Origin of the sequence: Paenibacillus sp. DP01, assembly GCF_044784315.1 — a bacterium.
Taxonomy (GTDB): Bacteria; Bacillota; Bacilli; order Paenibacillales; family Paenibacillaceae; genus Paenibacillus; species Paenibacillus polymyxa.
Map to the genome: position 1 here is coordinate 4,721,466 of NZ_CP173059.1, position 13,365 is coordinate 4,734,830.

A 13,365-nucleotide genomic window follows, 5' to 3' on the forward strand; every position below is an offset into this window, starting at 1 on the left:
TCTCCCCTCTTTTGTAGTAGTTGCAGACCAAGTTTAGTGTCACCATTAGATTATTTTTGTTCACTAGTAAACAAAGTTATATTAACATAATTGATATTGATTATCAATATCAATTATGTTAAATGTGATACAATTTTGGAGGCACTTTTCATCATGAGTTTGTTGTCATTGTCATCGGCCTCAGGCTGTGTTTTGACTAGGGCACGTTCTGGAAATGGTTTTGAATACCTCTGATCAATCCTGCTTTGCGGGGGTTGAACAATGGAACCAATTTGGCAGCACCCGGATGGATCTGGTAACCGAAGCCAAGTCCAATACCGTTGCCTATGAACGTCATGGTACACCTGTCAAAGACCGGGGTCGCTATCGTAAAAGAGGACAAAGGTGGTGCTTGGCCGAGCTGTTTTAAAGCCGTATCGCCGCGTTTGAGTACGCTATCGTGAGCATGTATAGCAATGAATAATCAGTCAGTTACCTGTGTCTGGATATGTTATGAGGCCAAAGAGTATACCAAAAACTGTGGTTTTTGCTGGTGAATCTTGAACAGGCGATGCTCCATTCTAGCCAGCACCGATCTGACACTGGAGATGACCTAGATCATTGAACTTTATCCGCCCAGTTCAAAATCAAATGCACCTTCTGGGCGCTAAAGCAATCCATCGGCGGATTAGCTACCACTTTTGTAGCAAATCCATTCCAAAGCTCAACTGGTATTTGAAAAAAGATCGGGTTCACCCTCTGGAGTTGTTGGAAGAGGAGAAAGCGCAACGGGACATCCGCCTAACTGTAAAGATGAGAATGGTAAACGATAACCAAAATGGATCCCTACGGGGCTTAAGATAAAAGGAACCAAGAAAAGAGCCGAAATCTTGCTTCAGGAAGCCAGGAAGAATTATCATATGGAAGGACAAGCACTCGCGGTTGAAAACGAAGATATGCTGCAAGAGTAAAAGCGGCTACTCCATCCGGTAATCAAAGGTGTCTTCAGCTCAAGCAATGAGTGGGGTACTAAAGCTCAAATAAAAAAAGTTCATTAGAGAATGTCTCTAATGAACTTTTTTAGTTAATACCGGCGAGAGGACTCGAACCTCCACGGTTTCCCACTCGATTTTGAGTCGAGCGCGTCTGCCATTCCGCCACGCCGGCATATTTAATTATGGAGGCGCCACCCAGATTTGAACTGGGGAATAAAGCTTTTGCAGAGCTTTGCCTTACCACTTGGCTATGGCGCCAGAATATAACTAAGCGGACGACGGGAATCGAACCCGCGACCCTCGCCTTGGCAAGGCGATGCTCTACCGCTGAGCCACGTCCGCATAAGATGGCTGGGGATATAGGATTTGAACCTATGCATGACGGAGTCAAAGTCCGTTGCCTTACCGCTTGGCTAATCCCCAATAAGAAAGGGCGGCCGATGGGGCTTGAACCCACGAATGCCGGAGTCACAGTCCGGTGCGTTAACCACTTCGCCACGACCGCCACAGGAAAAGAAGTAATTGGCAGGGGCAGCAGGAATTGAACCCACACCAACGGTTTTGGAGACCGTTGTTCTACCTTTAAACTATGCCCCTATAAAACTGGTGGAGGATGATGGATTCGAACCACCGAACCCGTAAGGGAGCAGATTTACAGTCTGATGCGTTTGGCCACTTCGCTAATCCTCCAAAATGGTGCCGGCGAGAGGACTTGAACCCCCAACCTACTGATTACAAGTCAGTTGCTCTACCAATTGAGCTACACCGGCACAAAAACTATTCAATTAAAAGTGGCTCGGGACGGAATCGAACCGCCGACACGAGGATTTTCAGTCCTCTGCTCTACCGACTGAGCTACCGAGCCTCACAATAGAGCTCTTTATCAAGCAATGTATTACTAATGGCGGAACTGACGGGATTCGAACCCGCGATCTCCTGCGTGACAGGCAGGCATGTTAGGCCTCTACACCACAGTTCCATAATAGATTTAAATTGGTTGCGGGGGCAGGATTTGAACCTGCGACCTTCGGGTTATGAGCCCGACGAGCTACCGAACTGCTCCACCCCGCGACAGTAATAAGTATTTACTTTTTAAATGGTGGAGGCTGAGGGGATCGAACCCCCGACCCTCTGCTTGTAAGGCAGATGCTCTCCCAGCTGAGCTAAGCCTCCTCAACGGAACACTTCTTATATTATACCACAACAAACTTTTTATTGCAACTTTTTGTGGTTATTTTTTTATGACCCGTAGGGGATTCGAACCCCTGTTACCTCCGTGAAAGGGAGGTGTCTTAACCCCTTGACCAACGGGCCATACTATAAAATAATTCTGGCGGAGAGAGAGGGATTCGAACCCTCGAGACGCTTTTGGCGCCTACACGATTTCCAATCGTGCTCCTTCGGCCAACTCGGACACCTCTCCATATGGCTCCCCGAACAGGACTCGAACCTGTGACAACTCGATTAACAGTCGAGTGCTCTACCAACTGAGCTATCAGGGAATATTAACATTTGTTTCAAGGTTACACCCTGAAAACTGGATCCGAAACTTCATTGCGTCTTATCTTAGGATAAGCCCTCGACCGATTAGTATTGGTCAGCTCCATGCATTACTGCACTTCCACCCCCAACCTATCTACCTCGTCGTCTTCAAGGGGTCTTACATACTGGGAAATCTCATCTTGAGGGGGGCTTCACGCTTAGATGCTTTCAGCGCTTATCCCTTCCGTACATAGCTACCCAGCGGTGCTCCTGGCGGAACAACTGGTACACCAGCGGTACGTCCATCCCGGTCCTCTCGTACTAAGGACAGCTCCTCTCAAATTTCCTACGCCCACGACAGATAGGGACCGAACTGTCTCACGACGTTCTGAACCCAGCTCGCGTACCGCTTTAATGGGCGAACAGCCCAACCCTTGGGACCTACTTCAGCCCCAGGATGCGATGAGCCGACATCGAGGTGCCAAACCTCCCCGTCGATGTGGACTCTTGGGGGAGATAAGCCTGTTATCCCCAGGGTAGCTTTTATCCGTTGAGCGATGGCCCTTCCATGCGGTACCACCGGATCACTAAGCCCGACTTTCGTCCCTGCTCGACTTGTAGGTCTCGCAGTCAAGCTCCCTTCTGCCTTTGCACTCTTCGAATGATTTCCAACCATTCTGAGGGAACCTTGGGGCGCCTCCGTTACTCTTTAGGAGGCGACCGCCCCAGTCAAACTGCCCACCTGACACTGTCCTCGTACCGGATCACGGTACCAAGTTAGAACCTAGATACGATCAGGGTGGTATCCCAAGGATGCCTCCCCTCAAGCTGGCGCTCAAGGCTCAACGGCTCCCACCTATCCTGTACAGATCGTACCCAAATTCAATATCAAGCTGCAGTAAAGCTCCATGGGGTCTTTCCGTCTTGTCGCGGGTAACCTGCATCTTCACAGGTATTAAAATTTCACCGGATCTCTCGTTGAGACAGCGCCCAAGTCGTTACGCCATTCGTGCGGGTCAGAATTTACCTGACAAGGAATTTCGCTACCTTAGGACCGTTATAGTTACGGCCGCCGTTTACTGGGGCTTCGGTTCATAGCTTCGCCCGAAGGCTTACCACTCCCCTTAACCTTCCAGCACCGGGCAGGCGTCAGCCCGTATACTTCGCCTTGCGGCTTCGCACAGACCTGTGTTTTTGCTAAACAGTCGCTTGGGCCTTTTCACTGCGGCCCCCTCGGGCTATTCACCCTACCGAGGCACCCCTTCTCCCGAAGTTACGGGGTCATTTTGCCGAGTTCCTTAACGAGAGTTCTTCCGCGCGCCTTAGAATTCTCTTCTCGCCTACCTGTGTCGGTTTGCGGTACGGGCACCTTCTCCTGGCTAGAGGCTTTTCTTGGCAGTCTGAGATCATGACCTTCGCTACTGTAATTTTCGCTCCCCATCACAGCCCAGCCTTACGATGTGCGGATTTGCCTACACATCAGCCTCACTGCTTAGACGGACATCCATCAGTCCGCGTCACTACCCTACTGCGTCACCCCATCGCTCATAACGGATTACGGTGGTACAGGAATTTCTACCTGTTGTCCTTCGACTACGCCTATCGGCCTCGCCTTAGGTCCCGACTTACCCTGAGCGGACGAACCTTCCTCAGGAACCCTTAGGCTTTCGGCGGATCTGATTCTCACAGATCTTTTCGTTACTCATACCGGCATTCTCACTTGAATGCAGTCCAGCGCTCCTTCCGGTACACCTTCAACCCGCATTCAACGCTCCCCTACCCCTGATGCAAAGCATCAAGCCATAGCTTCGGTGGTGTGTTTAGCCCCGTTACATTTTCGGCGCAGAGTCACTCGACCAGTGAGCTATTACGCACTCTTTCAATGGTGGCTGCTTCTAAGCCAACATCCTGGTTGTCTGTGCAACTCCACATCCTTTCCCACTTAACACACACTTGGGGACCTTAGCTGATGGTCTGGGCTGTTTCCCTTTCGACAATGGATCTTAGCACTCACTGTCTGACTCCCGGAACTAAATCTATGGCATTCGGAGTTTGACTGAGCTTGGTAACCCTTGCGGGCCCCGCACCCAATCAGTGCTCTACCTCCACGATTCTTCTTTCCGAGGCTAGCCCTAAAGCTATTTCGGGGAGAACCAGCTATCTCCGGGTTCGATTGGAATTTCTCCGCTACCCCCACCTCATCCCCGCATTTTTCAACATGCGTGGGTTCGGGCCTCCAGTGCGTGTTACCGCACCTTCACCCTGGACAGGGGTAGATCACCCGGTTTCGGGTCTACGTCCACGTACTCATTCGCCCTATTCAGACTCGCTTTCGCTGCGGCTTCAGCTCTTCACCTTAACCTTGCACGGGAACGTAACTCGCCGGTTCATTCTACAAAAGGCACGCCATCACCCATAGATCGGGCTCTGACTTCTTGTAAGCACACGGTTTCAGGATCTATTTCACTCCCCTTCCGGGGTGCTTTTCACCTTTCCCTCACGGTACTGCTTCACTATCGGTCGCCAGGGAGTATTTAGCCTTGGCAGATGGTCCTGCCGGATTCATACGGGGTTTCACGTGCCCCGCACTACTCGGGATCCGTCTCGGAGGGAACAGGTTTTGAACTACAGGGCTTTTACCTTCTCTGGCGGGCCTTTCCAGACCTCTTCATCTAACCGGTTCCTTTGTAACTCCATGTGAGACGTCCCACAACCCCAAGGAGCAAGCTCCTTGGTTTGGGCTAATCCGCGTTCGCTCGCCGCTACTGACGGAATCACTATTGTTTTCTCTTCCTCAGGGTACTTAGATGTTTCAGTTCCCCTGGTCTGCCTCTCACTCACCTATGAATTCAGTGAGTAGTGACTGTCGATGAAGACAGCCGGGTTTCCCCATTCGGACATCCCCGGATCAAAGCTTGCTTACAGCTCCCCGAGGCCTTATCGTTGTTCGCCACGTCCTTCGTCGGCTCCTGGCGCCTAGGCATCCTCCGTGTGCTCTTTGTAGCTTAACCTAGTATCTACATAGTAAATACGATTTGCTACCTTTATTTCACTTGTTTACACAAGATCAGCTTAAAGGAATATTCTAAAACGCAATTTCGTTTCGGTATCCAGTTTTCAAGGTGCAATTCGCTTCGTCGAAGCGAAACCCGATGAATATTTCGGTTCCACACGATGTGTGAATGAAACATTCGTCGAAACTTGAGAGTTTGAACTCTCAAAACTGAGCAACGAGTGAGTAAGTTCAGGATATCCATTTCATTCACACATATTGTGATGAACCGAATTGAATATCCGGTCGCAGGTACATGTACCTGCTGATTTGAATGTTTCCATTGCAGGAAACGATTCTCCATAGAAAGGAGGTGATCCAGCCGCACCTTCCGATACGGCTACCTTGTTACGACTTCACCCCAATCATCTACCCCACCTTCGGCGGCTGGCCCCTTGCGGTTACCTCACCGACTTCGGGTGTTGTAAACTCTCGTGGTGTGACGGGCGGTGTGTACAAGACCCGGGAACGTATTCACCGCGGCATGCTGATCCGCGATTACTAGCAATTCCGACTTCATGTAGGCGAGTTGCAGCCTACAATCCGAACTGAGACCGGCTTTTCTAGGATTGGCTCCACCTCGCGGCTTCGCTTCCCGTTGTACCGGCCATTGTAGTACGTGTGTAGCCCAGGTCATAAGGGGCATGATGATTTGACGTCATCCCCACCTTCCTCCGGTTTGTCACCGGCAGTCTGCTTAGAGTGCCCAGCTTGACCTGCTGGCAACTAAGCATAAGGGTTGCGCTCGTTGCGGGACTTAACCCAACATCTCACGACACGAGCTGACGACAACCATGCACCACCTGTCTCCTCTGTCCCGAAGGAAAGGCCTATCTCTAGACCGGTCAGAGGGATGTCAAGACCTGGTAAGGTTCTTCGCGTTGCTTCGAATTAAACCACATACTCCACTGCTTGTGCGGGTCCCCGTCAATTCCTTTGAGTTTCAGTCTTGCGACCGTACTCCCCAGGCGGAATGCTTAATGTGTTAACTTCGGCACCAAGGGTATCGAAACCCCTAACACCTAGCATTCATCGTTTACGGCGTGGACTACCAGGGTATCTAATCCTGTTTGCTCCCCACGCTTTCGCGCCTCAGCGTCAGTTACAGCCCAGAGAGTCGCCTTCGCCACTGGTGTTCCTCCACATCTCTACGCATTTCACCGCTACACGTGGAATTCCACTCTCCTCTTCTGCACTCAAGCTCCCCAGTTTCCAGTGCGACCCGAAGTTGAGCCTCGGGATTAAACACCAGACTTAAAGAGCCGCCTGCGCGCGCTTTACGCCCAATAATTCCGGACAACGCTTGCCCCCTACGTATTACCGCGGCTGCTGGCACGTAGTTAGCCGGGGCTTTCTTCTCAGGTACCGTCACTCTTGTAGCAGTTACTCTACAAGACGTTCTTCCCTGGCAACAGAGCTTTACGATCCGAAAACCTTCATCACTCACGCGGCGTTGCTCCGTCAGGCTTTCGCCCATTGCGGAAGATTCCCTACTGCTGCCTCCCGTAGGAGTCTGGGCCGTGTCTCAGTCCCAGTGTGGCCGATCACCCTCTCAGGTCGGCTACGCATCGTCGCCTTGGTAGGCCTTTACCCCACCAACTAGCTAATGCGCCGCAGGCCCATCCACAAGTGACAGATTGCTCCGCCTTTCCTCCTTCTCCCATGCAGAAAAAAGATGTATCGGGTATTAGCTACCGTTTCCGGTAGTTATCCCTGTCTTGTGGGCAGGTTGCCTACGTGTTACTCACCCGTCCGCCGCTAGGTTAGTTAAAAGCAAGCTTCTAACTAACCCCGCTCGACTTGCATGTATTAGGCACGCCGCCAGCGTTCGTCCTGAGCCAGGATCAAACTCTCCATTAAAGACCAACCGAAGCTGGTTATAGAAAGAGCGATTAGCTCATTTTGAAACTGACGAGATAAAATATCTCTTTCTTGCTTCCATTTCATACAGCCAGATGGCATGTACCAAAATTTCAGCATTGGATTTTATAAATAAAATCCGTACTCACTCGTTGTTCAGTTTTCAAAGATCAAACTTTATTTTCTCTCACTTTGTTTCACCACCGCGTCTCAGCGGCGACTTAAATAATGTAACACATAACCTCATTTTTCGTCAAGCATTTTTTTAAAAATTTATTTTCTTGCTTGATGCAACACCCTTTATCCTGCTTTAGACAGTTCTAAATTATTCGTGTTGCTTAATGGGGCGAGTTATAACTTAGCACATATTTTACATACTCGTCAAGCTAAAATAATCATTTATATCTTTTAATCTCCTGTAAATTCTAAATCACATAAGAAAAAAGGAAGAAAAGATCATTTATCGACCTTTCTTCCTGATAAAATAACCTCCGCTCATCAAAGAAGGGAGTAGCGCAGTTCACGATTTTGTCCGCGATCCCTAAATTCCCCGACGGCTGATTCTCTAATAAGCGAACGATAAACCAGTTTACGGAGCACGACGGTAAGATCTAATTGTAGATTCTTGAGCTCAGGATGATTCATAAGTTCATCTATAGACCAAGGTTCCCGTCTGCTGCCTAATATACGGAATAGCGGAGAGGAGCACTCCTCCATTTTTGACATGACTGAAAATTCACAAGCGAGTAGTACCAGTTCAACCCGTTGCTCCAGAGTCTCCGTACTTAATGTGAGCTCGTTATACAGCTTCTCAATTGTTCGATCCAGCGGCTGCATCTGAACCCATAAGTGAACCTTTGGATAAATCCCACGTTCAATGAGTTCAATAGACGCCCAATGATCCAGTGCCTTCAGAACACTTTGATAAGCGTCAATGATCCGCCCTTCTCGCACTGCTTTCTTACCCTGAACGTAATTGACCAGAAAGCGGGAGAACTCATGAAATCGCTTCTGCTCCCGCAGTGGATCGTTAAATTCAATAATTTCCTGTCTTAAAAGACGTACCCTGTCATCCCGTTCCCAGACCATACGACCTTCTAGCACATAATCTATAATGTTGGCTTGTTCACCTGCGATAATCCAACCCTTCAGACAACTAAGCGTTGTGTACAACACTTGGCATTTTAGTCCATTAATAAATAAGTGTTGTATAGATTGAACTGGCTCCCGGCCTTCTCCAATAATTAGAATGAGTTCATCAAAGTCATACAACATCGAACCGTGAAAATATTCTCCCGGCTTTCTGTACGAAATAACACCTATTGAATCTTCCTGCAACAATTCATCATGCATCAGGTTTAATTTGGTTAGCTGCACTTCACCCTCCATACCTGCAAGGCGGCTATAACCGCTAAATTGGATATTTGGATACATGTGATCATTTCTACATAAATAAGAAACTTCCTTCTTCAATTGTATAATTTTTTATCTTATTTAATTATTTCTTTCAGTGTTATCCAAGCGTCTTCATCTGCAAAGCTCCGACTCCACACACCAATTCCGCCCAGGTTCAGTGATTTGGCAAGTTCTACTCTTGCCTTCAGGGATATCTGATCCTCTAGCCAAATCTTTTTGACAACACCGTCTTCGGTATATTCGACATAATTCTGACCTTCAGAAGCTCTAAATTTGGGCTTCAACTTAAATTGGGCTAAGATATCCGCTGCTGACTCCATACCAATTGATTTGGAGGTGACCTTAATTTTCCCTTCTTTGGGAGTCTCGGACCAAACGCGGGTATATAACGGAATACCTAAAACCACTTTTTGAGGCGGCACTTCGTCTTCCTGAACAATCCGCTGAATTGATGCTTCTGTCCATGGTAATGAGGCGACGGAACCAGCTTTTGGACTAGCCGCCCAATGCTCATCATACGCCATTACCATGAGATAATCTGTTATAGCACCCAATGCCTTTCGATCCAAGAAAACAGACCACATCTCACTTTGAGATTTAGGCGTAACATCAATGGACAGTATCAAATCATGTTCCCGGGCCAACGGTTTAAGTTCCCGCAAAAATTGGGTGACATTGGGGCCATCCTTCGTATGGACATTTTCAAAGTCAATATTAATACCATCCAGATCATTTTCTTGGGCAAGTGAGATCATCTGATCTACAATCGATTTTCGACGTTCAAAGGTAGATAGTGCCTCTGTTGTTATTTCGGGGTTAAAGCTGTTGCTCAACAAGCCCCATACCTCCATGCCCTTACGATGCGCCCAGCTGACATATGCCGGGTCCGCTTTGCTTTCTACAGTACCCTCATGATCAACGACGCTGAACCATGTAGGGCTCACCACATTTACTCCAGGCATAGGGTCAAATTTGGAAGGATCAGGCTTACGATTATAGACGGCTTCCCAAGCGAGATTCACAGGTTTACCCTGCCAATGCTTCTCCGAGATTGACAAATCGTCCTTAACCGAAGGTATCACAAGTTCTTCTCCTTCAGAGATACAGTCTGACTTCATGTATCCTGCATAACCATTGTCTAACTGCACAAAATACCAATCGCCCTGTTGAGACCAGATGCGTACTTTCGTCTGCTGTGATACATCTGCCAAAATAAAAGATAGACTAGAGGCTTCTTTGCGTAAAGCAATTCTAGCATCCTGTTGCCCATCTTTCTTTTCTACACTACCTAGCCTGACTTTCTCTCCGGCTTTCATCAGAATGACAGCCCCTGTTACAGGGTCTTCGTGGATGGATATACCATATACTTCACGTACAGCCTCAATGGGGATATACACCTCTCCACTGATTATCTGAGGGGCGGCGCTAAGTGCATATGTTTTACCATTCAGTTCGCCTTGTGTCTTTGCAACATTCATATGGAGCAAGCTTTGTCTCGTTGCCATAATGACGGTTTGGCTGTCATCCTCATAACGAATGGCAGGGTCAATTTGACCTTGTATCAATTTAAGCGGCATCAGCATGTTCTTGCCGGAGCTTTGAGCTTCATATCCGGTCAACTTGCCCTTCATAAAAATAGGTCGGACACTCCCCTGCCAATCGGGTTTCTCGTGAAGAGGATTACCATACCATACGACAGTAATTGCGCATATAATCGCTGCGAATAATAGCAGGCTTGCCGCTCCTTTGAATCGAGAACGTTTACGGCGGCGTCTGGAATGATTTCTGGCCAATATTGAACCTCCATTGTAAGAAATTTTGATTTCTGTATTTTGTAACTTTAACAGATTACCTGAGACAAAAAACAAAGTGATTTAAACAAAAAAACGCGGTAAATCCCCACTTATGGGGAATTCCTCACGTTTCCAATCCATTACAATATATACATACCGCACTAAAAACTTTTATCCCTTGTTTCGCTACGATTGTTTGTTACTACAAGCTTTGCATACTCCGTGTAACTCCATACGATGTCCATGCACCTCGAAGCCTGTTTCCAACGCGGCATGGCGTTCCACATCTGCCAAATACGGATAACTGAAATCTTCAATCTTTCCGCATTTTTCACAAATGATGTGATAGTGCTCCGAAATATTGGCATCATAACGACTGGCGTTATCTCCATAGGTCAACTCATGTACCATACCCGCTTCTATAAACATCTTTAAGTTATTATAAACCGTAGCCACACTCATACTTGGAAACTTGGACTCAAGCGCACGATATATTTCATCTGCAGTCGGATGCCCCATAGATTCCATTAAATAGTTTAATATGGCATGGCGCTGGGGTGTTATGCGTACACCTGTCTTCTTCAGAAGTTCCAAAGCATGCTGGACGCGTGCTGCCATATATGTCCACCGCCTTATCCCTTACTTGCAATCCTATCAATTACCACGCATCTATTTACAATTCACTTCTAAAGCTACTCACATTGTACGGTCTACTCAAGAATCTTGTCAACGCGCCGTATTGTCGCCGGATGTCCGTACAGAAGTATCGGTCGCAGGAACTTCAGGTTCACCCGGAGAACTTACAGTTGCATCGGGCGCAGTCGATCCTCCGGAATCATCCAAGTCGGGTAATGACGGCATCAGTAACTTTTTAATGGTTAAATTGCTGTTCCCCTCTACGTTAATCACATATTTGCCATCCCCGTTTTGACCTGAAATGCTTTTACTGTCTATCTTAAATGGAAAATCAGACTGAAGATTACCATAACTGCTTGAACCCTCTAACTGAAAATCTCCATTTGATGGAAGATCCAATACGATATCACCGACAGCACTGTATATTTTCCAATCTCCGCCCACCCTCTCGCTATGCACTTTGATAGCGCCATTAAGCGAATTTGCATTCAGCTTGGCTGTAGAATCCAGCACATTCATGTCACCATTTTGAGTATCAACGGTAATATCCCCTTCCGAACGAGCGACCTGAATGTCACCTACCATAGTGTGGAGTGACAAGGCCCCTTCAATATCCCCTGCCTGCATATCGCCACGGTTCGTGCGTACATCCACATCTCCAGAAATCCGATGCAATTTAATCTGACCGTTCAGGGTGCCTCCTTTGACATTGCCGATAGCGTCATTAACTGTGAGATTCCCATTACCACTCTCAAGCCGGATGCTGTCGATAGCGTCTACTCCATTCAAGGTAATATTCCCGTTGGAGGTTCTAATCTGCATATTGAAGCGCCGATCCTCTGGCACGGTGATCAACATGTTCATTCGAGGCTGACGTTTACTTGATGCTCCGTATGACTGTACCTCCGGACGAATCTGGATGGTCTTGCCGTCGGTAGAAGTCAGTGAAGAAGCTTGAGCAATCTTGTCCGCTTCGGCAGCAGGCGCTTGATCCACCCATAGAGTCCCGCGTACCTCAATATTGGACACCGGCCTTCTGATCAGTGTTATATCCCCATTCACTGAATCAACTACTAAATCGGATGTCTGCATAGTTACAGGTACCAGCACACCGCCCATATCATACCGATTCTCTTTAGCCTGGCTAAAATCCATAGACGCCGATGTCAGATTGAGACTAACCCGGTTCCACAGGTACATATAATGGTTTTGCTGGGTCACGATAAAAACCGAAGCAGCCACTACCAAAGCGGACAGAATCCCCTTCAAGTCAGGTCTGAAACGTCGTCCGTTGTCAGGCTTGCCCTCTTTGCGATAATACACGCCAAAAAAAATCAAATACTCCAGACCCCAAAGCACAAAGATTACAGGCCACCACACAAGGAGCTGGAGCATATATTCCGTGTTCTGAAGCACATCTACAATCAGCAAAATGCCTACAGCCATCAACAGAAGCGAAGAGGTGTAGCGGCCGACTCTTATTTTGCGGTGCACGCCTGCTTCACCCTCTTTCTTTCAACTTTTTACGTTTAAAGGATAGAAAGGCTTCCCTTAGAAAAAGGAATAAACCGATTATCATTAATATAATGGCCAGCGTCAGGAACCCATAATCTTCAAAGAAAATGCTTAGCCAGCGAGGTTTCATGCGGAACAGAATCATAAGTCCACCGCCTGCCACCAATAGCACAGCAAAAGCAAAGCCTCTTTCCCACGCATAAAATGGACTACTTTGCTGACCTCTAGCATCCATTCGTGCATATTGATCTGGCTTGCGCCGATAACGAACCATGTAATCCGCTGACTGTAAGACATCATATACATTATAAAAATATAAAACGGGTATGAACAAGCCCAGCAAAATTAGTAATGGGATGTTAATCCTCAATCCATCGGAGGAAACATACAGCATCGCAAAAATATCTAGCAGGAGCAATACAATAAATGTAAGCCCCCTAATAAATAGTCCTAAAAAAAGATGTCCCATTCCAGGTATCAGTGCTGCCATGATAATGGCAATTACTTTGCGAAATTTAGCGTATTGCAGACGCCCCCGCTGTTTCTGTCCATGTGGCTGTTCAGCCTGTCCGGACTCTCCCGACGGTAACGGTTGTTCCGAGTTCATGCCATCCTCCCCTTTGAATTCCATACGTAG

The 13,365-nt window shown here is 47.7% G+C and carries 6 protein-coding genes, 15 tRNA genes and 2 rRNA genes; 1 reads left to right on the forward strand and 22 read right to left on the reverse strand.

Features of this window, described 5'->3' with window-relative positions:
- Positions 1-214: 214 nt before the first annotated feature.
- Positions 215-409: a hypothetical protein gene (locus ACH59B_RS20830; RefSeq protein WP_318300697.1), complete on the forward strand. Its 195-nt coding sequence runs from the start codon at positions 215-217 to the stop codon at positions 407-409.
- A 658-nt stretch (positions 410-1,067) separates the two neighbouring features.
- Here ACH59B_RS20830 and ACH59B_RS20835 read toward each other — a convergent pair.
- The 22 genes from ACH59B_RS20835 to ACH59B_RS20940 form a co-directional block, all read right to left on the reverse strand.
- Positions 1,068-1,146: transfer RNA gene (locus ACH59B_RS20835), tRNA-Leu, on the reverse strand.
- A gap of 11 nt (positions 1,147-1,157) precedes the next feature.
- Positions 1,158-1,232: transfer RNA gene (locus tag ACH59B_RS20840), tRNA-Cys, on the reverse strand.
- A gap of 12 nt (positions 1,233-1,244) precedes the next feature.
- A tRNA-Gly gene (locus tag ACH59B_RS20845) sits at positions 1,245-1,316 on the reverse strand.
- Between the two features lie 6 nt (positions 1,317-1,322).
- Positions 1,323-1,397 (reverse strand) — tRNA-Gln (locus tag ACH59B_RS20850).
- Positions 1,398-1,406: 9 nt separating this feature from the next.
- A tRNA-His gene (locus ACH59B_RS20855) sits at positions 1,407-1,479 on the reverse strand.
- An 18-nt stretch (positions 1,480-1,497) separates the two neighbouring features.
- Positions 1,498-1,571, reverse strand: a tRNA-Trp gene (locus ACH59B_RS20860).
- A 7-nt stretch (positions 1,572-1,578) separates the two neighbouring features.
- A tRNA-Tyr gene (locus ACH59B_RS20865) sits at positions 1,579-1,664 on the reverse strand.
- A 4-nt stretch (positions 1,665-1,668) separates the two neighbouring features.
- Positions 1,669-1,744 (reverse strand) — tRNA-Thr (locus ACH59B_RS20870).
- A 22-nt stretch (positions 1,745-1,766) separates the two neighbouring features.
- Positions 1,767-1,839, reverse strand: a tRNA-Phe gene (locus tag ACH59B_RS20875).
- A gap of 37 nt (positions 1,840-1,876) precedes the next feature.
- A tRNA-Asp gene (locus ACH59B_RS20880) sits at positions 1,877-1,953 on the reverse strand.
- Positions 1,954-1,968: 15 nt separating this feature from the next.
- A tRNA-Met gene (locus tag ACH59B_RS20885) sits at positions 1,969-2,045 on the reverse strand.
- A gap of 26 nt (positions 2,046-2,071) precedes the next feature.
- Positions 2,072-2,147 (reverse strand) — tRNA-Val (locus tag ACH59B_RS20890).
- A 69-nt stretch (positions 2,148-2,216) separates the two neighbouring features.
- Positions 2,217-2,288 (reverse strand) — tRNA-Glu (locus ACH59B_RS20895).
- Between the two features lie 17 nt (positions 2,289-2,305).
- Positions 2,306-2,397 (reverse strand) — tRNA-Ser (locus tag ACH59B_RS20900).
- A 3-nt stretch (positions 2,398-2,400) separates the two neighbouring features.
- Positions 2,401-2,476, reverse strand: a tRNA-Asn gene (locus ACH59B_RS20905).
- Between the two features lie 65 nt (positions 2,477-2,541).
- Positions 2,542-5,467 (reverse strand): 23S ribosomal RNA (locus ACH59B_RS20910).
- Positions 5,468-5,814: 347 nt separating this feature from the next.
- Positions 5,815-7,368 (reverse strand): 16S ribosomal RNA (locus ACH59B_RS20915).
- The 16S and 23S rRNA genes sit together here with 15 tRNA genes alongside, the layout of an rRNA operon.
- A gap of 498 nt (positions 7,369-7,866) precedes the next feature.
- The gene (locus tag ACH59B_RS20920; RefSeq protein ID WP_052132615.1) at positions 7,867-8,802 is read right to left on the reverse strand and encodes a nucleotidyltransferase-like protein; all 936 of its coding nucleotides are present in this window, start codon (positions 8,800-8,802) and stop codon (positions 7,867-7,869) included.
- Positions 8,803-8,858: 56 nt separating this feature from the next.
- Positions 8,859-10,577 (reverse strand): glycosyl hydrolase family 18 protein, encoded by a 1,719-nt coding sequence (locus ACH59B_RS20925; RefSeq protein WP_031462222.1) that lies wholly within the window; start codon positions 10,575-10,577, stop codon positions 8,859-8,861.
- Positions 10,578-10,763: 186 nt separating this feature from the next.
- On the reverse strand, positions 10,764-11,195 hold the full coding sequence (locus ACH59B_RS20930; RefSeq protein WP_013373015.1) for a Fur family transcriptional regulator: 432 nt from the start codon (positions 11,193-11,195) through the stop codon (positions 10,764-10,766).
- A 108-nt stretch (positions 11,196-11,303) separates the two neighbouring features.
- Positions 11,304-12,707, reverse strand: coding sequence for a DUF4097 family beta strand repeat-containing protein (locus ACH59B_RS20935; RefSeq protein WP_031462223.1), 1,404 nt, complete (start codon positions 12,705-12,707; stop codon positions 11,304-11,306).
- Positions 12,708-12,714: 7 nt separating this feature from the next.
- A complete protein-coding gene (locus ACH59B_RS20940) occupies positions 12,715-13,359 on the reverse strand; it encodes a hypothetical protein (RefSeq protein WP_025365819.1) in 645 nt (214 codons plus the stop codon).
- Positions 13,360-13,365: the final 6 nt, after the last annotated feature.

What these genes read in the sequence shown, in the direction of transcription:
- ACH59B_RS20830 (WP_318300697.1), top strand. Translation starts at nt 215, where the DNA reads ATGGTTTTGAATACCTCTGATCAATCCTGCTTTGCGGGGGTTGAACAA.
- ACH59B_RS20920 (WP_052132615.1), bottom strand. Translation starts at nt 8,802, where the DNA reads ATGTATCCAAATATCCAATTTAGCGGTTATAGCCGCCTTGCAGGTATG.
- ACH59B_RS20930 (WP_013373015.1), bottom strand. Translation starts at nt 11,195, where the DNA reads ATGGCAGCACGCGTCCAGCATGCTTTGGAACTTCTGAAGAAGACAGGT.
- ACH59B_RS20940 (WP_025365819.1), bottom strand. Translation starts at nt 13,359, where the DNA reads ATGGAATTCAAAGGGGAGGATGGCATGAACTCGGAACAACCGTTACCG.